The organism is Streptomyces sp. NPDC047841 (assembly GCF_040704085.1).
In the GTDB taxonomy this organism is placed as follows: domain Bacteria; phylum Actinomycetota; class Actinomycetes; order Streptomycetales; family Streptomycetaceae; genus Streptomyces; species Streptomyces argyrophylli.
The window spans coordinates 48607-70606 of the sequence record NZ_JBEYRP010000033.1; the positions used below are offsets into that span (position 1 = coordinate 48607).

General features: G+C 72.4%; 21 protein-coding genes. 14 read left to right on the forward strand and 7 right to left on the reverse strand.

Annotated features, from left to right (window positions below; translation table 11 throughout):
• Positions 1-91 precede the first annotated feature (91 nt).
• Positions 92-1027, forward strand: a complete 936-nt coding sequence (locus tag AB0947_RS36720; protein ID WP_366754718.1) for an NmrA/HSCARG family protein — start codon at positions 92-94, stop codon at positions 1025-1027.
• Here the strand turns inward: AB0947_RS36720 and AB0947_RS36725 are convergent.
• Complete coding sequence (locus AB0947_RS36725) at positions 1011-2795, reverse strand: bifunctional metallophosphatase/5'-nucleotidase (protein WP_366754719.1); 1785 nt, start codon at positions 2793-2795, stop codon at positions 1011-1013. The genes AB0947_RS36720 and AB0947_RS36725 overlap by 17 nt on opposite strands.
• 174 nt (positions 2796-2969) lie before the next feature.
• Between AB0947_RS36725 and mshD the strand changes: the two genes are divergently transcribed.
• From mshD to AB0947_RS36765, 8 genes are all read left to right on the forward strand, one after another.
• The gene (mshD, locus tag AB0947_RS36730; protein ID WP_366754720.1) at positions 2970-3896 is read left to right on the forward strand and encodes a mycothiol synthase; all 927 of its coding nucleotides are present in this window, start codon (positions 2970-2972) and stop codon (positions 3894-3896) included.
• A gap of 92 nt (positions 3897-3988) precedes the next feature.
• Entirely contained in the window at positions 3989-4375 is a 387-nt protein-coding gene (locus AB0947_RS36735; protein WP_366754721.1) for a GntR family transcriptional regulator, read from the forward strand.
• A complete protein-coding gene (locus AB0947_RS36740) occupies positions 4372-5283 on the forward strand; it encodes an ABC transporter ATP-binding protein (protein WP_366754722.1) in 912 nt (303 codons plus the stop codon). The genes AB0947_RS36735 and AB0947_RS36740 overlap by 4 nt, the downstream gene beginning before the upstream one ends.
• On the forward strand, positions 5280-6317 hold the full coding sequence (locus tag AB0947_RS36745; RefSeq protein ID WP_366754723.1) for an ABC transporter permease: 1038 nt from the start codon (positions 5280-5282) through the stop codon (positions 6315-6317). The genes AB0947_RS36740 and AB0947_RS36745 overlap by 4 nt, the downstream gene beginning before the upstream one ends.
• Before the next feature lie 312 nt (positions 6318-6629).
• Positions 6630-6782: a hypothetical protein gene (locus AB0947_RS36750; RefSeq protein WP_366754724.1), complete on the forward strand. Its 153-nt coding sequence runs from the start codon at positions 6630-6632 to the stop codon at positions 6780-6782.
• Positions 6783-7425: 643 nt separating this feature from the next.
• On the forward strand, positions 7426-9663 hold the full coding sequence (locus tag AB0947_RS36755; RefSeq protein WP_366754725.1) for an RNA degradosome polyphosphate kinase: 2238 nt from the start codon (positions 7426-7428) through the stop codon (positions 9661-9663).
• Positions 9644-10756, forward strand: a complete 1113-nt coding sequence (locus tag AB0947_RS36760) for a CHAD domain-containing protein (RefSeq protein ID WP_366754726.1) — start codon at positions 9644-9646, stop codon at positions 10754-10756. Before AB0947_RS36755 ends, AB0947_RS36760 begins: the two co-directional genes overlap by 20 nt.
• A gap of 17 nt (positions 10757-10773) precedes the next feature.
• Positions 10774-11187 (forward strand): NUDIX hydrolase, encoded by a 414-nt coding sequence (locus AB0947_RS36765; RefSeq protein WP_366754727.1) that lies wholly within the window; start codon positions 10774-10776, stop codon positions 11185-11187.
• A 4-nt stretch (positions 11188-11191) separates the two neighbouring features.
• Here the strand turns inward: AB0947_RS36765 and AB0947_RS36770 are convergent, their stop codons facing one another.
• A complete protein-coding gene (locus AB0947_RS36770; protein WP_366754746.1) occupies positions 11192-11377 on the reverse strand; it encodes a hypothetical protein in 186 nt (61 codons plus the stop codon).
• Between the two features lie 620 nt (positions 11378-11997).
• Between AB0947_RS36770 and AB0947_RS36775 the strand changes: the two genes are divergently transcribed.
• Positions 11998-12861 carry a hypothetical protein gene (locus tag AB0947_RS36775; protein ID WP_366754728.1) on the forward strand — a complete coding sequence of 288 codons (864 nt, stop codon included), beginning with the start codon at positions 11998-12000 and terminating at the stop codon, positions 12859-12861.
• A 117-nt stretch (positions 12862-12978) separates the two neighbouring features.
• Positions 12979-13140, forward strand: coding sequence for a hypothetical protein (locus tag AB0947_RS36780; protein ID WP_171150011.1), 162 nt, complete (start codon positions 12979-12981; stop codon positions 13138-13140).
• Positions 13141-13145: 5 nt separating this feature from the next.
• On the opposite strand, the gene AB0947_RS36785 is transcribed toward AB0947_RS36780, so the two are convergent.
• Entirely contained in the window at positions 13146-13454 is a 309-nt protein-coding gene (locus AB0947_RS36785) for a metal-sensitive transcriptional regulator (RefSeq protein ID WP_014673531.1), read from the reverse strand.
• Positions 13455-13669: 215 nt separating this feature from the next.
• Between AB0947_RS36785 and AB0947_RS36790 the strand changes: the two genes are divergently transcribed.
• On the forward strand, positions 13670-14290 hold the full coding sequence (locus AB0947_RS36790; RefSeq protein ID WP_015493282.1) for a DUF47 family protein: 621 nt from the start codon (positions 13670-13672) through the stop codon (positions 14288-14290).
• 7 nt (positions 14291-14297) lie between these two features.
• Positions 14298-15296, forward strand: coding sequence for an inorganic phosphate transporter (locus tag AB0947_RS36795; RefSeq protein ID WP_366754729.1), 999 nt, complete (start codon positions 14298-14300; stop codon positions 15294-15296).
• Between the two features lie 237 nt (positions 15297-15533).
• On the opposite strand, the gene pstB is transcribed toward AB0947_RS36795, so the two are convergent.
• From pstB to pstS, 4 genes are all read right to left on the reverse strand, one after another.
• Positions 15534-16310 (reverse strand): phosphate ABC transporter ATP-binding protein PstB, encoded by a 777-nt coding sequence (pstB, locus tag AB0947_RS36800; RefSeq protein WP_366754730.1) that lies wholly within the window; start codon positions 16308-16310, stop codon positions 15534-15536.
• Positions 16311-16382: 72 nt separating this feature from the next.
• On the reverse strand, positions 16383-17444 hold the full coding sequence (pstA, locus tag AB0947_RS36805) for a phosphate ABC transporter permease PstA (protein ID WP_366754731.1): 1062 nt from the start codon (positions 17442-17444) through the stop codon (positions 16383-16385).
• Positions 17441-18445 (reverse strand): phosphate ABC transporter permease subunit PstC, encoded by a 1005-nt coding sequence (pstC, locus tag AB0947_RS36810; RefSeq protein ID WP_366754732.1) that lies wholly within the window; start codon positions 18443-18445, stop codon positions 17441-17443. Before pstC ends, pstA begins: the two co-directional genes overlap by 4 nt.
• A gap of 114 nt (positions 18446-18559) precedes the next feature.
• Entirely contained in the window at positions 18560-19693 is a 1134-nt protein-coding gene (gene pstS / locus AB0947_RS36815) for a phosphate ABC transporter substrate-binding protein PstS (protein WP_366754733.1), read from the reverse strand.
• 322 nt (positions 19694-20015) lie between these two features.
• Between pstS and AB0947_RS36820 the strand changes: the two genes are divergently transcribed.
• The gene (locus AB0947_RS36820; RefSeq protein ID WP_366754734.1) at positions 20016-21587 is read left to right on the forward strand and encodes an FAD-binding oxidoreductase; all 1572 of its coding nucleotides are present in this window, start codon (positions 20016-20018) and stop codon (positions 21585-21587) included.
• Positions 21588-22000: the final 413 nt, after the last annotated feature.

Genomic DNA, 22000 nt, shown 5'->3' on the forward strand with positions numbered 1-22000 from the left:
TCACTGCGCGGCGCAGTAACTCATGCCCTAGTCTGCTGCGCGACGCAGCCAATGCGTCGCGCAGCAATCTTAGCGATCCAGGGGGACACCCATGCTCACCATCGCCGTCACCGGCGCTACCGGCGCCCAGGGCGGGGCCACCGCCCGCGCGCTGCTGGCCGCCGGCCACCGTGTCCGCGCGCTGACCCGCCGGCCCGGCTCACCCGCCGCCGAGACGCTGCGCACCCTGGGGGCCGAGGTCCGCCGCGCCGACTACGACGACGCCGGGTCCCTCGCCGCCGCCCTCGCCGGCGCCGACGCGCTCTTCGCGGTGACCACCCCGTTCGGCACCGACACCCGGACGGAGACCCGGCAGGGCACGGCCCTCGTGGACGCGGCGGCCGGGGCCCGCCTCGGCCATGTGGTCCTCACCTCCGTCGCCCACGCCGACCGGGGCACCGGCGTCCCGCACTTCGAGAGCAAGCGGGCCGTCGAACAGCACCTGCGCGCCTCCGGCCTGCCATGGACGGTGATCGCCCCGGCCGCGTTCATGGACAACTACGCGAGCGGCTGGACCCTCGACGGGCTGCGCACCGGCGTCTTCGCCTGGCCCATGCCGGCCGACCGGCCGCTCACGCTCATCCCGGCCACCGACATCGGCGCGTTCGCCGCGCTGGCCCTCCAGCGCCGGGAGGACTTCGCGGGCCGGCGCGTCGACATCGCCTCCGACACGTGCACCCCCGCGCGGATCGCGGCCGTCCTCAGCACCGCACTGGGCCGCCCGGTCGCCCACGCGCAGCCACCCCTCCCCCAGGTCCGCGCCCGCTCCGCCGACCTGGCGGCGATGTTCGCCTACTTCACCGACACGGGCCTGGACGTCGACGTCACCGGTCTGCGCCGCGCCCACCCCGAGATCGCCTGGCACTCCTTCGCGGACTGGGCCGCCGAGCAGGACTGGCCGGCGCTGCTGGGGGGAGGGGCCCCGGGGCTCCGGCCCTTGTCCACAGCTGTGGACAAGGGCCGGGGCCGTCCTACTGCACGACCGTGATCCGGTCCGTCTTCGGCGGTGCGAGCGGGGACGTGGCCGACGAGTTGGCCGTCAGGTACTTCTCCAGGGCCGTCAGGTCGTCCGCGCCGACCAGGTCGCCCGTGCCCTGGCCCAGCGTCGGGAAGCCGTCGCCGCCGCCGGCGAGGAAGCTGTTGGTGGCGACGCGGTAGGTGGCCGACGGGTCGATCGGGGCGCCGTTCAGGCGGATCGAGCCGGTGACCACGCGGTCCGCGCCGGACTTGGTGAGGTCCAGGGTGTAGGTGAGCCCGGCGGACGGCTGGAGGATCTTCGGGGCCGCCGCGTTGGCGCCGCTGACCTGCTCCTTGAGGACCTGGACCAGCTGGGCGCCGGTGAAGTCCTGGAGGTTCACGGTGTTGGCGAACGGCTGGACCGTGAAGCCCTCGGCGTAGGTGACCACGCCGTCGCCCTCGGAGCCCTTGGCCGCGTAGGTGAGGCCGGCCCGGACGCCGCCCGGGTTCATCAGCGCGAGGCTGGTCCTCGGGTCCAGCTCCCGGCCGTGGGCGAGCTGGGCGTCGGCGATGAGGTCGCCCATCGGGGACTCGGTGCCGCTGTTGTTGACGTCGGCGGAGATGTACCCGATGGGACGGTTGCCGATCGGGGCGGCCAGGGTGTTCCAGCGCGAGATCAACTCGGTCATGTCCGGCGCCCTGGGGACGTCCCGGGTGACCACGTGGTTCGCGGACTTCACGGCCGTGCGCGCGATGTCACCGGTGCGGCGGTCGTACGTCAGCGTGGTGTCCGTGTAGAGGCGGCCGAAGGAGGACGCCGAGGTGACCATGCGGGGGCGGCCGGACGGGTCGGGGATCGTGCAGACGTACGCCTGGTGGGTGTGGCCGGTGACCAGGGCGTCCACCGCCGGGGTCACGTTCTTGGCGATGTCCACGATCGGGCCGGAGATGCCGCTGCCGGCGCCCGGGGAGTCGCAGTCGTAGTTGTAGGAGCCGGACGCCGGGTAGCCGCCCTCGTGGATCAGGGCCACGATCGACTGCACGCCCTGGCGCTGGAGCACCTTGGCGTACTTGTTGATGGTCTCGGCCTCGTCCTTGAAGGACAGGCCCTTGACGCCGTCGGCGGAGACGATGCCGGGGGTGCCCTCCAGCGTGACCCCGATGAAGCCGATCCTGACGTCCTTCTTCTTCCAGACCCAGTACGGCTTCAGGATCGGCTTGCCGGTCTTGTCGTCCAGGACGTTCGCGGCCAGGTACGGGAAGTCGGCGCCCTTGAACCGCTGGTCCGTGTAGCAGCCGTCCGTGGGGTGGCAGCCGCCGTTCTGGAGCCGGGCCAGTTCCCTCGCGCCCTCGTCGAACTCGTGGTTGCCGACCGAGGTGACGTCCAGGTCCAGCTTGTTCAGCGCCTCGACGGTGGGCTCGTCGTGGAAGAGGCCCGACAGCAGCGGGGAGGCGCCGACCAGGTCGCCGCCGGCCGCGGTGACCGAGTAGGGGTGGCCGGCGCGGGCCTGGCGGAGGTGGGTCGCGAGGTACTCGACGCCGCCCGCGTCGACCGTCTTCGCCGTGCCGTCCGGCTGGAGTTCGGTGACCCGGCCGGAGGAGCCGGACGGGGGCTCCAGGTTGCCGTGCAGGTCGTTGAAGGAGAGCAGCTGGACGTCCTGGTAGCGGTCCGGACGGTGGTGGCTCTCGTGCGCGTCGGCCGGGAGCGCGGCGGTCAGCGCCGCGGCCGTGGCGAGCGTGGCTGCGCTCGCGAGAAGGGCGTACGTACGACGTCCGGTGCGCCGGGGCGCGGCTGGCATGGGACCCCCCTGTGGGTCGGCTGTGCTGGCTCGGCGCAGCCTAGGGTCAACGCGCGTAGCACGACAGGGGGTTCATGGTTACATCCTGGTTTCCCTTTGCCCATGTCTTTACCGGTGCGCCCGCCTGGCCGATGTGCCGGGAATTCGCCCCGGCCGCCCCGTACCCTCGTACGCATGAGCAGCGACGACACCGTACGGGGCTTCCCCGCCCGCTCCATCGAGACCTCCTCCGCGCTCACCCCGGACCGGGCCGAGGCCGTGCTGCGCCTGCTCGGTGAGGCCGCCCGGACCGACGGGCAGCAACCGGTGTCCGAGCAGGGCCGGCTGCAGCTGCGCGGCGGAACCCGCGAAGGCGTCTCGCACCTGCTGCTGTCCGTCGACGGCGAACTCGTCGGCTACGCCCAGCTGGAGGACACCGACCCGGTGGAGGCGCCGGCCGCCGAACTGGTCGTGCACCCCGCCCACCGTGGGCACGGCCACGGCCGGGCGCTCGGCTCGGCCCTGCTCGCCGCCTCCGGCAAGCGACTGCGGGTGTGGGCGCACGGCGGGCACCCCGCCGCCCGGCACCTCGCCCAGGTGCTCGGCCTGACCCTGTTCCGCGAACTGCGCCAGATGCGGCGGTCGCTGACCGATCTGGAACTGCCCGATCCGGTGCTGCCGGAAGGCGTGACCGTGCGCGCCTTCGTGCCCGGCAAGGACGATGCCGCCTGGCTCGCCGTGAACGCCGCCGCCTTCGCCCACCACCCGGAGCAGGGCACGCTGACCCAGCGGGACCTGGACGACCGCAAGGCCGAGCCGTGGTTCGACCCCGCCGGGTTCTTCCTCGCCGAGCGGCGCGGCGAACTGATCGGCTTCCACTGGACGAAGGTGCACGCCGAGGAGGGCCTGGGCGAGGTGTACGTCCTCGGGGTCCGGCCCGGCGAGCAGGGCGGCGGCCTCGGCAAGGCCCTCACCACCGTGGGACTGCGCCACCTGGCCGCGCAGCAACTGCCGACCGCGATGCTCTACGTCGACGCCGACAACAAGGCGGCGGTGTCGGTGTACGAGCGCCTGGGCTTCACGGTCCACGAGACGGACCTGATGTACCGCACGGAAACCTGACATACCAGCACCAGAGGGGCGGTCGCCTTGACGACCGCCCCTCTTTTGCATCACCCTTTCACTACTCAATTAGTGAAAGGGGGTTGTTTCCGATGGTCGAGTACCGCATCGACCGGCACAGCGGCGTGGCCACCTACGTGCAGATCGTCCAGCAGACCAAACAGGCACTCCGGCTGGGCCTGCTGCGGCCGGGCGACCGGCTGCCCACCGCGCGCGAGGTGGTGGAGGCCACCGCCATCAACCCCAACACCGTCCTGAAGGCCTACCGCGAACTGGAGCGCGAGGGCCTGGTGGAGGCGCGGCGCGGCCTCGGCACCTTCGTCAGACGGTCCCTGGGCACCACCCCCGCCGACTCGCCCCTGCGCGGCGAGCTGGAGCAGTGGGCGGACCGCGCCCGCGCCGCCGGACTGGAGCGGGACGACGTGGCCGCACTCTTCACCGCCGTACTCGACACGCACTTCCAGGGAGAACCGACATGAGCAGTGACATCGCGTTGCGGGCGGAGGCTCTGGGGAAACGGTTCGGCCGCCGCGGGGGCTGGGCGCTGCGGGACTGCTCGTTCCGGCTGCCCGCCGGGCGCGTGTGCGCGGTCGTCGGCCCCAACGGCGCCGGCAAGTCCACCCTGCTCGCCCTGGCCGCCGGGCTCACCGCGCCCACCGAGGGCAGCGTCACCGTCCTCGGCACCACACCGGCCGCCGCCCGCCCCCGGGTCGGCTTCATCGCCCAGGACAAGCCGCTGTACCCGCAGCTCACCATCGCCGAGACGCTGCGCATGGGCGCCGACCTCAACCCCGGGCACTGGGACGCGGACGGCGCCTCGCGGGTCGTCGCGGGCGGCGACCTCGACCCCGAGGCCCGCGTCCGCTCCCTCTCCGGCGGGCAGCGCACCCGGGTGGCGCTCGCCCTCGCCCTCGGCAAGCGGCCCGAACTGCTGCTCCTGGACGAGCCGATGGCCGACCTGGACCCCCTGGCCCGGCACGAGCTGATGGGCACGCTGATGGCGCAGGCCGCCGGGTACGGCACCACCATCGTGATGTCCTCGCACGTCGTCGCCGAGCTGGAGGACTCCTGCGACCACCTGCTGCTCGTCGGCGGCGGCCGGATCCGGCTGTCCGGCGAGATCGACGACCTGCTCGCCGCCCACCGGAGGGTGAGCGGCGCCGCCGCGACGACCCCGCTGGACGCGCACACCGTGGTCGAGTCCCGGGTCACCGGCCGGCAGCTCACCGCGCTGATCCGCCCGTCCGGACCCCTCCCCGGCGACTGGCGCACCGCGACGCCGTCCCTGGAGGAACTGGTCCTCGCGCACCTGCGCAACCCCGGCGCCCCCGCCCTGACCCCGGCCGACACCGCCGACACCGCCGACGACGAGGAGCACGCCGCGTGACCGCCACCCTGAGCGCACCCGCCCCGGTGACCGCCGCCCCGCGCCAGATCCGCTGGCTGCTGCGCCTGCACCGGCCCGCCGTGTACACCTGGGCGCTTCTGGTCGTGGGCGGCGCCGGCACGCTGCTGTGGCTGTGGGGCCCGCTCACCGACGCGGCGGCGACGGCCTGGCACGACTACGACGCCTGCGCGCCCTTCCGCCCCTGCCGGTACGACCAGGACGCGATCCTGCGCTACAAGGACGTCTACCAGTACACGACCACCCTCATCCTCGCGGTCCCGTTCCTCACCGCCGCCTGGGCGGGTGCGGCACTGACCGGCCGCGAGGTGGAGGCCGGCATGGTACGGCTCGCCTGGACCCAGGGCGTCTCACCGGTCCGCTGGCTGACCTCCCGGCTCGCGGTCCCGGCCCTCCTGATCACCGCCGGCACCGGTCTGCTGGCGATGCTGCACCACGTGGCGTGGTCCGCGGGCGACGGCCGGATCGACACCGCCAAGCGCTGGTACGACGTTGCCACCTTCTACTCGGGCGGCCCGCTGATCGTCGCCCTCGCCCTGACCGGCCTGGTCATCGGCGCCCTCGCCGGGCTGCTGATCGGCCGCTCGCTGGTCGCGCTGTGCGCCTCCGCGCTCTCCGTGGCCGCGCTGTGGATCGCCGTCCAGATCAGCCTGCCGCACCTGTGGCCGACCGTCACCGGCGTCGCCGGACGCGGGAAGTCCCCGACGCACTCGGGCATCACGGTCGAGGAGGGCATCGTCACCGCGACCGGTGCCCACGTGCCCGCCTCGACCTGCGCCTCCGACGCCGCTGCCGGGTGCCGGAGCCTCAACGACCAGCGGCACGCCGTCGGCTTCTACGCCGACTACCACCCCTACTCCCACTACTGGCCGCTGCACCTCGTCCCGGCGGCCCTCCTCCTCGCCCTCACCGCCGTACTCACCACGCTCGCCTTCTGGCTGGTCCACCACCGCACCACCGGCACCCCGACCCACCCGAAGACGACCCCCGCCACGGGTGCCGGCCGCGAGGGGTAGCTGGGTTGGTCGCGGGGGGGCCGCCGGGGCCGGTCGCGGGGGAACGCCGGGGCTGGCCGCGGGGGAACTGCCGGGGCTGGTCGTGAGACGCCGGGGTCGGTCGTGACGGAGCCGCCGGGACCGACCGCGCGGAAGGCCGCCGGGACCGGTCGTGACGGAGCCGCCAGGTGCGACCGCGCGGGAGCGACCAGGGCCAGCCGTGACCGAGCCACCCGGGACCGACCGCGCGGAAGCCACCGGGGCCGACCGTGACCGAGCCACCGGGACCGGCCACGAGGAAGCCACGGGTAGTGGTCGTGACGGGGTCGGAGGGTGACCGCCCTCGCCCCTGGCTGCCCCCTGGCGGCCCGGCCACCCGTCGGCCCCCTGCGGCTGTACCGCCCGGCCGTGCTGCCCCACGCACCGGCGTTCGCGCTGCTCGCGGTCCGTGGGCTGCTGTGCGCCCGCCCGCGCCGCTCCCCGTGACCGGGCCTGCCGGCGCGCGTAGCCGACCACGGCCGGGCCGCCCCCGCTCACCGGCTCCGGGGTGCTCGCCCCCGGCCTCCGGGGCGGTCCGGTCCACGGACCGGACCGCCCCGGTCACGCAGCGGAGTCAGTCCCGCGTTCACGCCCCGCGCGTTCACGCCCCGCGCGTTCACGCCCCGCGCGTCCCGCCGGCCGGCTTCCGGACCGGCCACCCGCCGCCACCGCCGCCATCCCAGCCATCCCCGCCATCCCCGCCGTCATCACCGCCGCCGCCACCGCCACCGCCATCGCCACCGCCGCGATCCTCGCCACCACCACCGGCATCGACCTCACCACCGCACCGCCACCGGCGTCGTCCTCACCGCCGCCATCCCAGCCGCCACCGCCGCCATCCCAGCCATCCCCGCCGTCACCGCCGGACGGCACCCCGCAGCCGGGGACGCCTTCGGGCCGCCCCCCGCTATCCCGCACGTCATGTCGCCGTAACCATTGATTCAGCCGGGCTTGCGACGCTCAGCCAATGAAGCCCGCCGTGCCAGAGCCTTCGCCGCCCCCCGAGGGGCCCGCGGGGAACGGGGCCGTCACGCTCCCGCCCGCACGTTCCGACGCGCCTGTGTCACCCGTTGCGCGGAAGAATGGGTTCATGAGCCAGCAAGACACCCAGGCAGAGGTACAGCACCCCCAGCCCTCCGTGGGCTCCATCGCCGCGCACCGCCAGCACGCCGTGGCCGCCGTGGTCTCCGACCTGGAACCCGATCTCGACGCGGGTCTCGACACCTACGAGGAGGCGCCGACCGACGGCGCGCCCCTGCCCCAGGGCCGCTTCCTCGACCGGGAACGCAGCTGGCTCGCCTTCAACGAGCGCGTCCTGGAGCTGGCCGAGGACCCGAACACGCCGTTGCTGGAACGCGCCAACTTCCTCGCGATCTTCGCCAGCAACCTGGACGAGTTCTTCATGGTCCGCGTGGCCGGCCTGAAGCGCCGCATCGCCACCGGCGTCGCCACCCGCTCCGCCTCCGGCCTCCAGCCCCGCGAGGTACTGGAGATGATCTGGGCCCGCTCCCGCGAGCTGATGGCCCGGCACGCCGCCTGCTACCACGAGGACGTCGCCCCCGCACTCGCGGACGAGGGCATCCACCTGGTCCGCTGGACCGAGCTGACCGACAAGGAACAGGCCCGGCTCTTCACGCTCTTCCGGCACCAGATCTTCCCGGTCCTCACGCCCCTGGCCGTCGACCCCGCGCACCCCTTCCCGTACATCTCCGGCCTCTCCCTGAACCTGGCCGTCGTGGTACGGAACCCGGTCAGCGGCCACAAGCACTTCGCGCGCGTGAAGGTCCCGCCGCTGCTGACCCGCTTCCTGGAGGCGTCCCCCGGCCGCTACGTCCCCATCGAGGACGTCATCGCGGCCCCCAACCACCTGGAAGAGCTGTTCCCGGGCATGGAGATCCTGGAGCACCACGCCTTCCGGATCACCCGCAACGAGGACCTGGAGGTCGAGGAGGACGACACCGAGAACCTCCTCCAGGCCCTGGAGAAGGAACTCATGCGGCGCCGCTTCGGCCCGCCGGTGCGCCTGGAGGTCGAGGAGTCCATCGACCGCGAGGTGCTGGACCTGCTGGTGCGCGAGCTGAAGATCTCCGAGGCGGAGGTCTACCCGCTACCCGGCCCCCTCGACCTCACCGGCCTCTTCCGCATCCACAGCCTCGACCGGCCCGAGCTGAAGTACCCGAAGTTCATCGCCGGCACCCACCGCGACCTCGCCGAGGTCGAGTCGGCGTCCGCGCCCGACATCTTCGCGGCGCTGCGCGCGCGGGACGTGCTGCTGCACCACCCGTACGACAGCTTCTCCACCTCCGTGCAGGCGTTCCTGGAACAGGCCGCGGCCGACCCGGACGTCCTCGCCATCAAGCAGACCCTGTACCGCACCTCCGGCGACTCCCCGATAGTCGACGCGCTCATCGACGCCGCCGAGTCCGGCAAGCAGGTCCTCGTCCTGGTCGAGATCAAGGCCCGCTTCGACGAGCACGCCAACATCAAGTGGGCCCGCAAGCTGGAGGAGGCCGGCTGCCACGTCGTGTACGGCCTGGTCGGCCTGAAGACGCACTGCAAGCTGTCGCTGGTGGTGCGCCAGGAGGGCGAGACCCTGCGCCGCTACAGCCACGTCGGCACCGGCAACTACCACCCGAAGACGGCCCGCCTGTACGAGGACCTCGGCCTGCTCACCGCGGACCCGCAGGTCGGCGCCGACCTCTCCGACCTCTTCAACCGGCTGTCCGGCTACTCGCGCCGCGAGACCTACCGCCGGCTGCTGGTCGCCCCCAAGTCCCTGCGGGACGGCTTGGTCGCCCGGATCGACAAGGAGGTCCAGCACCACCGCGCGGGCCGTCCGGCCTTCGTCCGCATCAAGGTCAACTCGATGGTGGACGAGGCGGTCATCGACGCGCTCTACCGGGCGTCCCAGGCGGGCGTGCCGGTCGACATCTGGGTGCGGGGCATCTGCGCCGTCCGCCCGGGCGTCACGGGCCTGTCGGAGAACATCCGGGTCCGCTCGATCCTCGGCCGGTTCCTCGAACACTCCCGGGTGTTCGCCTTCGGCAACGGCGGCGAGCCCGAGGTGTGGATCGGCAGCGCCGACATGATGCACCGCAACCTCGACCGCCGGATAGAGGCCCTGGTCCGGGTGGTCGACCCCGGTCACCGCGCCGCGCTCAACCGGCTGTTGGACACCGGCATGTCCGACTCCACCGCCTCCTGGCACCTCGGCCCGGACGGCGAGTGGACGCGGCACGCGACCGACGCGGACGGCCAACCCCTGCGCAACGTCCAGGAGATGCTCATAGACGCCCGGAGGCGCCGGCGTGGCACAGCAACACCTTGACCCGACGGACCCCACGGCCGGGGCGGTGACGGGGGACGCCCTCGCGGGCTACCTGCGCGCCCAGGCCACGGAGTTCCTCCGCGCCCTGCGCCTGCACCGGGAGACCGGAGGCCAGGCGGCCGGCGCGGAGGGCCCCGTCGACGCGGCCCGCGCCCTGCGGCGCTCGGCCCGCCGCATCAGCGCCAGCCTGCACACCTTCCGCCCGCTCCTCGACCCCGACTGGTCGGAGGCGATGCGCCCCGAACTGGCCTGGGTGTCCGGCACCCTGGGCCTGGAACACTCCTACGAGGCCCGGCTGGAACGCCTGTTGCTGGCGCTGCACCGGCTGTCGGGCGCGGCGGTGCTGCCCGCACAGACGGTGGACGTCCCCGTGGCCGCCGGCAGCCGGGCCGCCGGGGCGGCACGGGCGGCAACCGCCGCGGTGGGAGGCACTGGCGGTCCCGCCGACGCGACGGCGGCGACGGAGCGCGGCACCCTCACGGTCGGCGCGGCGAAGGCGGGCGCCCTGCTCGAACGCCAGCTCACCCTGGCCCGGACGCGCGCCCACTCCACCGCCCTCCAGGCCCTCGGCTCCTCCCGCTTCCACGCCGTGGCCGACAAGGTCGCCGTCCTCGCCAGCGAGGTCCCCCTCATCCCCGCCGCCCCCACCACGACCCTGCACCCCCTGGCCGCCGCGGCCGAGGAACGCCTCACGGACGCCGTCACCGCGCTCCCCCTGGTCACCGCCGGCCACCCCTACAACGCGGAGGCCCTGGTGCACGGCCTGTCCCCGGACCCGGCGCCGCACCCCCAGGACAGCCCCTGGCACCAGGTGCGCCTGCTGCTGCGCCTGCACCGGTACGCCCGCGAGGTGCTGCACGCCGGCGACGCCCCGCTGGACGCACGGCTGCTGACGGCGGGCCAGGCGCTGAACCGGCACCGGGACGCCTCGGAGGCGGCGGCCGCGGCGGCGCAGGCGGCCCGCACGCCGCGGATCACCCCGGCGACGGCGTACGCGCTCGGAGTGCTCCACGCCGATCAGCGGCACGAGGTGGAGGCGGCCAGGTTCGCGTTCCAGCAGGCGTGGCAGAAGCAGACCGTTCCCGCGCCCTGACCCCACGAGGAGGCGGTGTGGACGACACCGTGGTCCAGGCGGCCGGCTGTGTGCTGTGGCGCCGCTCCCCGGTCTCCGGCGACCTGGAGATCTGTCTGGTGCACCGGCCGAAGTACGACGACTGGTCCCACCCCAAGGGCAAGCTGAAGCGGGGCGAGGACCCGCTCGCCGGCGCGCTGCGCGAGGTCGCGGAGGAAACCGGGTACACGGCCGGGCCGGGCGGCGAGCTGCCGACCCTGTGTTATTCGGCCAACGGCCGCCCGAAACGGGTGCGGTACTGGGCCGCGGAGGCGGTTTCCGGCCACTTCACGCCGAACGCCGAGGTGGACCGCATCCTGTGGCTGGCCCCGGCCGCCGCCCGGGACCGGCTGACCCAGTTCCGCGACGGGGACCTGGTGGACGCGCTCCTGCGGGCCCTGGAGAGCCGCTGACGGCTCAGCGGCCCGCCGTGTGCCCCTCCGCGTCCGTACGGGCCTGGCTGCGGGCCCGGCGGGCGGGGCCGCGCCAGCCGCAGCTGCATCTGGCCACGCAGAAGGGGCCCTGCTCGGTCGTCGTCGTGAGGTGCTCCTGCCCGGACCCGGCGCGTTCCGGTCCGTCCTCCGATACCGCGATGACTGCCACGCCGTCAACGGTACCCAGCCACGATTAAAGAACCGGTCTAACGCCCCCCGCCCTCGCCCCCTCCCGCCGCCACGCATCCCATTCCCTCCCGCACCGGCCCCGCTCCCCCGGCCCGACGCGCCCCCGCCAACACCGCCCCGCCTCCCCCGACTCCGACGCGCTCCCGCCGCCACCAGCCCCGCTCCCCTCGCCGCGAGGCGACCCGCCGGCACGCATCCCGCCCCCGCCGCCCCCGCCCCGCTTCCCCCGGCCCGAAACGTTCCCGCCAACACCCGCCCGCCTCTCCTCACCCCGACGCGTCCCGCCCGGCCCCGCCCCGCTTCCCCCGGCCCGACGCGCCCCCGCCAACACCGCCCCGCCTCCCCCGACTCCGACGCGCCCCACCAACACCCGCCCCTCCTCCCCATCGGCCCCGCCTGGCGCCGCCCGCGCGCGTTCCGCTGCCGCCGCCCGTCCGGCCCTCTCGCCCCAACGCGCCCCCGCCCGCACCCGCCCCGCTCCCCTCGCTCCGGCGCGACCCCCGCCGTCGCTCGCGGTGGCGCGTGACGGCGTTCCTCAGCCGTCGTTATCCGGACGACAGGGGGCCCGTGACGGACACACCGGCTGGGGGTAGGCAGGCGATGGATCGGCGGCAGCACAGGCGCGCGGGCGGCACCGTCGTCGCGGCGGGCGTCCTCCTCGTCCTCGGCACGGGCGCCGCGGGCTGTTCCGGCAGCGGGGCCGCCGCCGAGGACGTCAAGGGCGCCGGTGACCCCGTCACCGCCCTGCACCGGGCCGCCGACGCGCTGCGGGCCGCGGGCAGTTCCAAGGCGGGCACCTCGATGGAGATGGCCACGGGCGGCACCCGGGTCACCATCCGCGGCAAGGGCGTCTACGACTACCGCCACCGCCTAGGCCGGCTCACGGTGGTGCTGCCCGAGGACCCCACGGGCACCTCCGAGCACCGGCCCATCACCGAACTCCTCGCCCCGGGCGCGCTGTTCATGAAGAACCGGGGCGCGGGCGTGCCCGCCGACAAGTGGGTGCGGGTGGAGACCTCGACGCTGTCCGACGGCAACCTGGTCACCGGCGGCGCGACCGACCCGTACGCGGCGGCCGAGGTGCTGCGCGGCACGCGGGAGGCGGTCTTCGTGGGCCGGACCGAGGTCGCCGGGACGCCGGTGCGGCACTACCGGGGCACCGCCGACCTGCGCCGCGCGGCCCGGTACGCCACCGCCGCGAACAGGGCGGCCCTGGCAGCGGCGGCGAAAGGGTTCGCCACGGCCGAGGTGCCGTTCGACGCGTACCTGGACGACCAGGGCCGCATCCGTAAGCTGCGGCAGCGCTTCAGCTTCGTCAACGGCCGCCAGAAGGCCACCGTGGCGGTCGCCTCGACCCTGCTGCTGTACGGCTTCGGCACCCCCGCCGACGTACGGCTGCCGGCCCCGCAGGACATCTACGCCGGCCGGATCGCCGAGGAGGGCGGGACCGGCGGCGGGGCCTGAAACCGGCCAGTCACTAGTCCGGGACGCCACCCCGTAAGTAGCCCGTCCGTGCCATGCGCGGTCAGCAGGACGCTGCCTACCCTAGGGAGCGGTGACGTCCGGGAAGAGGTGAGGCGGGTGGCTGCGGTCGGCGGCACGGCGGTTCAGGACCACGTGGCCCTCGCCGAGATCGAGCTGTGCGGAGAGCTGATCATCGCGGCCTCGGCCGCCGAGGACCGGCTCAGCCTGGAGAGCATCGACGCGGTGCTGCGGGTGGCCGAGGAGCGCGACGCGGCCTGAGCGGCTCAGCTGCGCAGCAGCCGGCCGATCGCCTTCGTCGCCTCGTCCACCTTGGCGTCGATCTCGTCACCGCCCTTGACGGCCGCGTCCGCGACGCAGTGCCGCAGGTGCTCCTCCAGCAGCTGGAGCGCGAAGGACTGCAGGGCCTTGGTGGATGCGGAGACCTGCGTGAGTATGTCGATGCAGTACGTGTCCTCCTCCACCATCCGCTGCAGTCCGCGGATCTGGCCCTCGATCCGGCGCAGCCGCTTGAGGTGCTCGTCCTTCTGCTTGTGGTAGCCGTGCGTGGCGCCGGCCTCGGTCGTCGTCGTCATCGCGGGCCTCCGTCTCGGGACGAGCTGGGGACAAAAGGGACACATACCCCTACTGGGTATATGGTAACGAACTTTCCGGGGTAGAGGGCCCTTCGTCCGCCCCCGTGCCGACCACACTGCCCGATGGGCGACACTGGGATGCGGCCCGATAGCCGTGGCCGGATGATGCGCCTAGCATCAGCCTGACCGAAACCGAAGCACCCCGAGGACCCCACGTGCGCTTTCGTCTGACCCCCAGGGAGACGAGCTTCTACGACATGTTCGCCGCGTCCGCGGACAACATCGTCACCGGCTCGAAACTCCTGATGGAACTGCTCGGGGCGGACTCCTCCGCCCGGGCCGAGATCGCAGAGCGTATGCGGGCCGCGGAACACGCAGGTGACGACGCCACGCACGCGATCTTCCACCAGCTGAACTCCTCGTTCATCACGCCGTTCGACCGGGAGGACATCTACGCCCTCGCCGGTTCCCTGGACGACATCATGGACTTCATGGAGGAGGCCGTCGACCTGGTCGTCCTCTACAACGTGGAGGAACTGCCGAAGGGCGTCGAGCAGCAGATCGAGGTCCTGGCCAGGGCTGCCGAGCTGACCGCGGAGGCCATGCCGAACCTCCGCACCATGGACAACCTCACCGAGTACTGGATCGAGGTCAACCGGCTGGAGAACCAGGCCGACCAGATCCACCGCAAGCTGCTCGCCCACCTCTTCAACGGCAAGTACGACGCGATCGAGGTGCTGAAGCTCAAGCAGATCGTGGACGTCCTGGAAGAGGCGGCGGACGCGTTCGAGCACGTGGCGAACACGGTGGAGACCATCGCCGTCAAGGAGTCCTGAGGCGTCGATGGACACGTTCGCCCTGATCGTGACCATTGCGGTCGCGCTCTTCTTCACGTACACCAACGGTTTCCACGACTCGGCGAACGCCATCGCGACGTCGGTGTCGACGCGGGCGCTGACCCCGCGGGCGGCCCTCGCCATGGCGGCCGTGATGAACCTCGCCGGTGCCTTCCTGGGCTCCGGCGTCGCCAAGACAGTCAGCGAGGGCCTGATCGAGACCCCCCAGGGCTCCACCGGCATGGGGATCCTCTTCGCGGCCCTGCTCGGCGCGATCGTCTGGAACCTGGTCACCTGGTACTACGGCCTGCCGTCCTCCTCCTCGCACGCCCTGTTCGGCGGCCTGGTGGGCGCGGCGCTGGCGGGCGGCACGACGGTGATCTGGCACGGGGTGGTCGACAAGGTCATCATCCCGATGTTCGTGTCCCCGGTCGTCGGGCTGATCATCGGCTACCTGGTCATGACGGCGATCCTGTGGCTCTTCCGCCGGGCCAACCCGCACAAGGCCAAGCGCGGCTTCCGCATAGCCCAGACGGTCTCGGCGGCCGGCATGGCGCTGGGCCACGGTCTCCAGGACGCCCAGAAGACGATGGGCGTCGTCGTCATGGCACTGGTGATTTCCGGCCACGAGACGTACGGCGACCCGATCCCGGTCTGGGTGAAGATCGTCTGCGCGATCATGCTGTCCCTCGGCACCTACGCGGGCGGCTGGCGGATCATGCGCACGCTGGGCCGCAAGATTATCGAGCTGGACCCGCCGCAGGGCTTCGCGGCCGAGACGACCGGCGCGTCGATCATGTTCACCACGGCGTTCCTCTTCAAGGCGCCGATCTCCACGACCCACGTCATCACCTCGGCCATCATGGGCGTGGGCGCGACCAAGCGCGTCAACGCCGTCCGCTGGGGCGTGGCCAAGAACATCATCCTGGGCTGGTTCATCACGATGCCGGCAGCGGCCCTGGTCGCCGCCCTGGCCTTCGGGCTGGTCAAGGTGGTGGCGCTGTAGCCGCGACCATCCTGCCGGCCCGGTCGCCCGGCCCCGCGTCGAGCCCTCCGGCCGACCGAGTCGGTCGGGCGGGCGGGAGACACCGGGGCGAGGGGCGAAGCCCCGAAGACCCCCGGCGCCGAAGCCGGACACAGTGACGGCGTGACAACGCAGCGGGCCCGCCCCCGGGAGCCAGGGGCGGGCCCTTTGCGTCCTCGCGGTGGCACCGCCATGCAGCACCGCGAGGGGATCGTGGGATCAGCCGAAGCGGCCGGAGATGTAGTCCTCCGTGGCCTGGACCGACGGGTTGGAGAAGATCCGCTCCGTGTCGTCGATCTCGATCAGCCGGCCGGGCTGTCCGACCGCCGCGAGGTTGAAGAACGCCGTACGGTCCGACACCCGCGCCGCCTGCTGCATGTTGTGCGTCACGATGACGATCGTGAACCGCTCCTTCAGCTCACCGATCAGGTCCTCGATGGCGAGGGTGGAGATCGGGTCCAGGGCGGAGCAGGGCTCGTCCATCAGCAGCACGTCCGGCTCGACGGCGATCGCCCGGGCGATGCACAGCCGCTGCTGCTGACCGCCGGACAGGCCGGAGCCCGGCTTGTTCAGGCGGTCCTTCACCTCGTTCCAGAGGTTCGCGCCCTTGAGGGACTTCTCGACGACGTCGTTCAGTTCCGACTTCTTGTAGTTCCCGTTCAGCCGCAGCCCCGCCGCCACGTTGTCGAAGATCGACATCGTGGGGAACGGGTTCGGACGCTGGAAGACCATGCCCACCTCACGGCGGACGGACACCGGGTCGACCCCGGCGCCGTACAGGTCCTCGTCGTCCAGGAGCACCTTGCCCTCGACGCGCCCGCCGGGGGTGACCTCGTGCATGCGGTTCAGCGTGCGCAGGAACGTCGACTTGCCGCAGCCGGAGGGGCCGATGAACGCCGTCACCGACCGCGGCTCCACGGTCATCGAGATGTCCTCGATCGCCTTGTGGGAGCCGTAGTAGGCGGTGAGGCCGCTTACGTCGATTCGCTTGGCCATGTCTGCTTCACTTCCAGAAATTCAAGCTCGGTCGCTGTGTCGCCCCGCCCGGCGGAGCCGGAGATAGTCGCCTCAGCGACCGGTCTTGGGGGCCTTCCAGCGGGCGATGCCGCGGGCCACCAGGTTGAGGATCATCACGAAGGCGATCAGCGTGAGGGCCGCCGCCCACGCGCGGTCGAACGCCGCGCCGGAGCCCGCGCTGTTGGCGAACTGCTGGTAGATGTACAGCGGCAGCGACGCCTGGGCGCCCTCGAAGGGGTTGTTGTTGATGAACGGGTTGCCGAACACCAGCAGCAGCACGGGCGCGGTCTCGCCGGCGATACGGGCGACCGCCAGCATGACGCCGGTGGTGATGCCTCCGATGGAGGTCGGCAGGACCACCTTCAGGATGGTCCGCCACTTGGGCACGCCGAGCGCCAGCGACGCCTCCCGCAGCTCGTTCGGGACGAGCTTGAGCATCTCCTCGGTGGAGCGGACGACGACCGGCATCATCAGGATGGCCAGGGCCAGCGAACCGGCGAAGCCGAAGGGCCCCATCTTGAATATGAGCAGCAGGCTGAGGATGAACAGGCCCGCGACGATCGACGGGATGCCCGTCATGACGTCGACGAAGAACGTGACGGCCTTGGCGAGCCGGCCCCGGCCGTACTCGACCAGGTAGATCGCGGTGAGCACGCCGATCGGGGCGCCGATGAGGGTGGCGAGGCCGACCTGCTCCAGGCTGCCGATGATGGCGTGGTAGATGCCGCCGCCGGGCTCGGTGTCGGCGACGACCCCCATCGAGTGGGTCAGGAAGTAGACGTCGAAGACCTTCACACCGCGCACGACGGTCACCCAGATCAGGGAGACCAGCGGCACCACGGCGAGCAGGAAGGCCACCCAGACGAGGCTGGTGGCGACGCGGTCCTTGGCCTGGCGGCGGCCTTCGACGCGCGCGGCGATGCCGAACGTGCCGAGGACGAAGAGGACGGCGGCGATCAGACCCCACTGGATCCGGCTGTCCAGGCCGGCGGCCAGGCTGATGACGATGCCCAGGACGAGGGAGCCGGCGGCGATGGCCCACGGCGTCCACCGGGGCAGGCTCGCGGCGCGCAGGGTGCTGTGCCGCTTGTCGGTGACGGCTGCGCTGCTCATGCGTTGGCCCCCGAGTACTCCGCGCGACGGGTGATGATCAGCCGGGCGGCGCCGTTGACCAGCAGGGTGATGACGAACAGGACCAGACCGGAGGCGATGAGCGCGTCCCGGCCGAACTCGTTCGCCTCGCTGAACTTGCTGGCGATGTTCTGGGCGAAGGTGCCGCCGCCCGGGTTGAGCAGGCTGGCCTGGATGTCGAAGGACGGCGAGAGCACGGTGGCGACGGCGATCGTCTCGCCGAGCGCGCGCCCGAGCCCGAGCATGGAGGCGGAGATCACACCGGAGCGGCCGAAGGGCAGCACGGACATGCGGACGACCTCCCAGCGCGTGGCGCCGAGAGCCAGGGCCGCCTCCTCGTGCATCTGCGGGACCTGGCGGAAGACCTCACGGCTCACGTTGGTGATGATCGGCAGGATCATGATCGCGAGCAGGATGCCGACGGTGAGCATCGAGCGCGGCGCGCCCTCGTCCCAGGAGAAGACGCCGGTCCAGCCGAAGAACTCGTCGAGCCAGCCGAACAGGCCGTTCATGTGCGGGACGAGCACGAGGGCGCCCCACAGGCCGTACACGATGGACGGCACGGCGGCGAGCAGGTCGATCACGTAGGCGACCGGTCCTGACATGCGGCGCGGGGCGTAGTGCGTGATGAACAGCGCGATGGCGACCGCGACCGGGACCGCGATGACCATGGCGATGACCGAGGAGACGATCGTGCCGAAGACCAGGACCGCGATGCCGAACTTCGGTTCGAGGACGTTGGTGTTCCACTCGAACGTGGTGAGGAAGTTCGCGTGGTCCTTGCTGATCGCGAGGGCGGCGCGGTAGGTGAGGAAGACCGCGATGGCGGCCATGATCACCAGCAGCAGGATGCCGGAGCCTCGGGACAGCCCGAGGAAGACGCGGTCGCCGGGGCGGGTGGCGCCACGGGCCGCGCGCTTCCGCTCGGCGATCGTGGGCTGGGGGGCAGGAGGAGGTACGTCGGTTGTCGTCGATATGTCCATCGGGTTCTCCGGTCTGCGGAGCCGTGCCCCCGAGGGGGCCGCGGCTCATGGCGGCGGTGCACCGGACGGTGCGGCCCGGCCCTGTCGGGTACCGGGCCGCACTCTCGGATCAGGTCAGCTCAGGCCCTCGATGGCCGTGCGGACCTTGGAGATGATGTCGGCGGGCACGGGCGCGTAGCCGATGCTCGGGAGGATCTTCTGGCCGTCCTCGCTGGCGATGTAGCGCAGGAAGGCCTTGGTGGCGGGCAGGGTGTCCGCCTTGTTGCCCTTGTCACATGCGATCTCGTAGGTGACCAGGGTGATCGGGTAGGCGCCCTCGGCCTTGGTCTTGTAGTCCAGCTTCAGCGAGAGGTCCTTGCCGGTGCCGACGACCTGCGCGGCGGCGATGTCGGCGGTGGCGCTCTCGGAGCTCGGCGCGACCGGCTTGCTGGCGCCGGTGTCGATGGACACGGCCTTGAGACCGTCCTTGACGTAGGACAGCTCGAAGTAGCCGATGGCGCCGGAGGTCTGCTTCACCTGCTGGGCCACGCCCGCGGACTGCGGAGCGGACTGGCCGCCCTTGGCCTGCCAGGCCTTGCCGCCGGAGTACTTCCAGTTGTCCGGGGTGGTGGCGATCAGGTACTTGGTGAAGTTGTCCGTGGTGCCGGACTCGTCCGAGCGGTGGAACGCCTGGATCTTCAGGTCGGGGAGCTTCACGCCCTTGTTCAGGGCGGCGATCGCCGGGTCGTTCCACTTGGTGATCTTGCTGTCGAAGATCTTGGCGAGGGTCGGGGCGTCCAGGACCAGGTTGTCGACACCCGGGACGTTGTAACCGATGGCGATCGGGCCGCCGACCATCGGCAGGTCGATGCCCTGACCGCCCTTGCAGATCTGCTTGGAGGCGGTGACCTCTTCGGGCTTCAGCGCCGAGTCGGAACCGGCGAAGGCGACCTGGCCCTGCGTGAACGCGGTGACACCGGCGCCGGAGCCGCCGCCCTTGTAGTTGATCTGCACGCCGCAGGCCTGGGAGAAGCTCTTCACCCAGGCGTCGATGGCGTTCTTCTGCGCGGAGGAGCCGTCTGCGAGGAGCTGACCCTTGGCGTCGTCGCACTTGATCGAGCTGGCCTGGGCGGACGTGGACGGGTTGCCCGACGCACTTCCGCCGCCGCCGTTGTCGTCGGAGCCGCACGCCGTCAGGGCCAGGGCGCCGGTGACGGCGACAGCACCGAGAGACAGGGCGCGCAGCCGGTTCTTGCGCTGAAGCTTCACTTTCGGGAGTTCCTTCCAGGAGCCGCCGCTGTCGGCGGCGCGCGAGGTAGTAGAGGTGCGTGAGCGCGTTCATGGCCGCACTCGGCACCCGGTAAGGCCGAAATTAGGCAGATCAGGTGAAGCCGCCGATGGCCGGAAGTGAACGAGGGGTGAACCCCTGCCGTCGGCCTGGTGAGGTCACGGAATGCTCACGGGGAGGGCACGCGAAGGTTCCGATGACCGGGTTGCGCGAACATGTCTTCGATGTTCCTCACCCGGTCGGGGGAACTTCTGGGTGCGGCGCGTCGTCTGGTTCCACGACAGCCGAGGAAAGGCGACGGACATGGAACGGCGTACGTTCATCTCGGGCGGCGCGGCCGCCCTCGCGACAACCGCACTGACCGCGTGCGGTGCGGGCGGGGGTTCGTCCGCCCCCGCGGCGGACCACCCCGGTACGCCGTCGCGCGCGACCTCGCTGCCGGGCATCAGGACCACCAGCGCGACCGCCGCGGCGAACTGGGCGGCCCTCGCCCGTGACCTGGACGGCACCCTGGTGCGGCCCGGCGACGCGAGCTGGACGACCGCCCACCAGCTGTACAACACCCGCTTCGACGGGCTGAAGCCGGCCGCGGTGGCCTACGTCGCGCACACCGCCGACATCCGCACCACCCTCGCCTACGCCCACGCGCACGGCGTGAAGGTGTCCATACGCAACGGCGGCCACTCCTACGCCGGCTACTCCTCCGGCGACAACCGGCTGATCGTCGACGTGTCCCGGCTGAACCGGGTCCGGGCGAGCGGCGGCCAGGCCGTCGTCGGCGCCGGCGCCAAGCTGATCGACGTCTACCGCGCGCTGGCCGCGAAGGGCGTGACCATACCGGCGGGCTCCTGCCCCACCGTCGGCGTCTCCGGCCTGGTCCTCGGCGGCGGCCACGGCGTCGCCTCCCGCGCCTACGGCCTGACCTGCGACAGCCTCACCCAGGCCACCCTGATCACCGCGGACGGCAAACAGCTCACGGCGAACGCGAGCACCAACAAGGACCTGTTCTGGGCGCTGCGCGGCGCCGGCAACGGCAACTTCGGCGTCGTCACCGAGCTGCAGTTCCGGACCCATGCCGCACCGCAGGCCGTGACCGCCTACCTGACCTGGCCGTGGGCCAAGGCCGCCAAGGTGCTGCAGGCGTGGCAGGAGTGGGGCCCGAGCCAGCCCGACGAGATCTGGTCCTCCCTGCACCTGGCGTGCTCCCCGGGCCGCACCCCGACCATCTCGGTGGCCTGCTTCTCCCTCGGCACCTACGGCGAACTCCAGAACGCCGTCGACCGCCTGGCCCACCTCGCGGGCGCCGACGCCTCCTCCGTCTCCCTGCGCCGCCGGGGCTACGAGGAGGCCATGGAGATCTACGCCGGCTGCTCCTCCTTCTCCACCGACGCCCAGTGCCACCTGCCCGGCTCCACCCCGGGCCGCTCCCCGCAGGGCAAGCTGGGCCGGGAGACCTACGCGGCCCGCTCCGACTTCTTCGACCGCTCGCTGTCCGCGGCCGGCATCCAGACCGTGCTGAAGCAGATCGCCGCGGTGCGGGGCGGCGCGGGCAGCATCGCGTTCACCGCGCTCGGCGGCGCGGTCAACCGGGTCTCCCCGACCGCGACGGCCTTCGTCCACCGCCGCTCGCGGATGCTGGCGCAGTACATCGCCTCCTGGGGCGCGGGGGCCTCCGGCTCCACCGCCCAGTCCTGGCTCACCTCGGCGCACCAGGCGATGAAGCCGTACGCCTCGGGCGCCGCCTACCAGAACTACAGCGACCCGACGCTGAAGGACTGGCGGAAGGCGTACTACGGGGACGCGGCGGCCCGGCTGGCCAAGGTGAAGCAGCAGTACGACCCCCAGCGCTTCTTCTCCTACACGCAGGGCCTGTAGCGGGCGGCGACCCGCCTGCCGCCGGCCGGGGACGGGATGGCGTACCCACCCGCGCAGAGCCTGTAGGGGGCGGGACCGGCGTCCGGGCGCCGTCGGCCGAGGACGGGCAGGGCGTACCCACCCACGCTGGGCCTGTAGGGGGCGAGACCGGCGTCCAAGTGCCGTCGGCCGGGGACAGGATGGGCATACCCACCCGCGCGGGACCTGCAGCGGCCGGGACCGGCGCCCCGCCTACCGCCAGCCCGGGACGGACAGGGCGTACCCACCCGCGCAGAGCCTGTAGGGGGCGGGACCGGCGTCCGGGCGCCGTCGGCCGGGGACGGGCAGGGCGTACCCACCCACGCTGGGCCTGTAGGGGGCGAGACCGGCGTCCAAGTGCCGTCGGCCGGGGACAGGATGGGCATACCCACCCC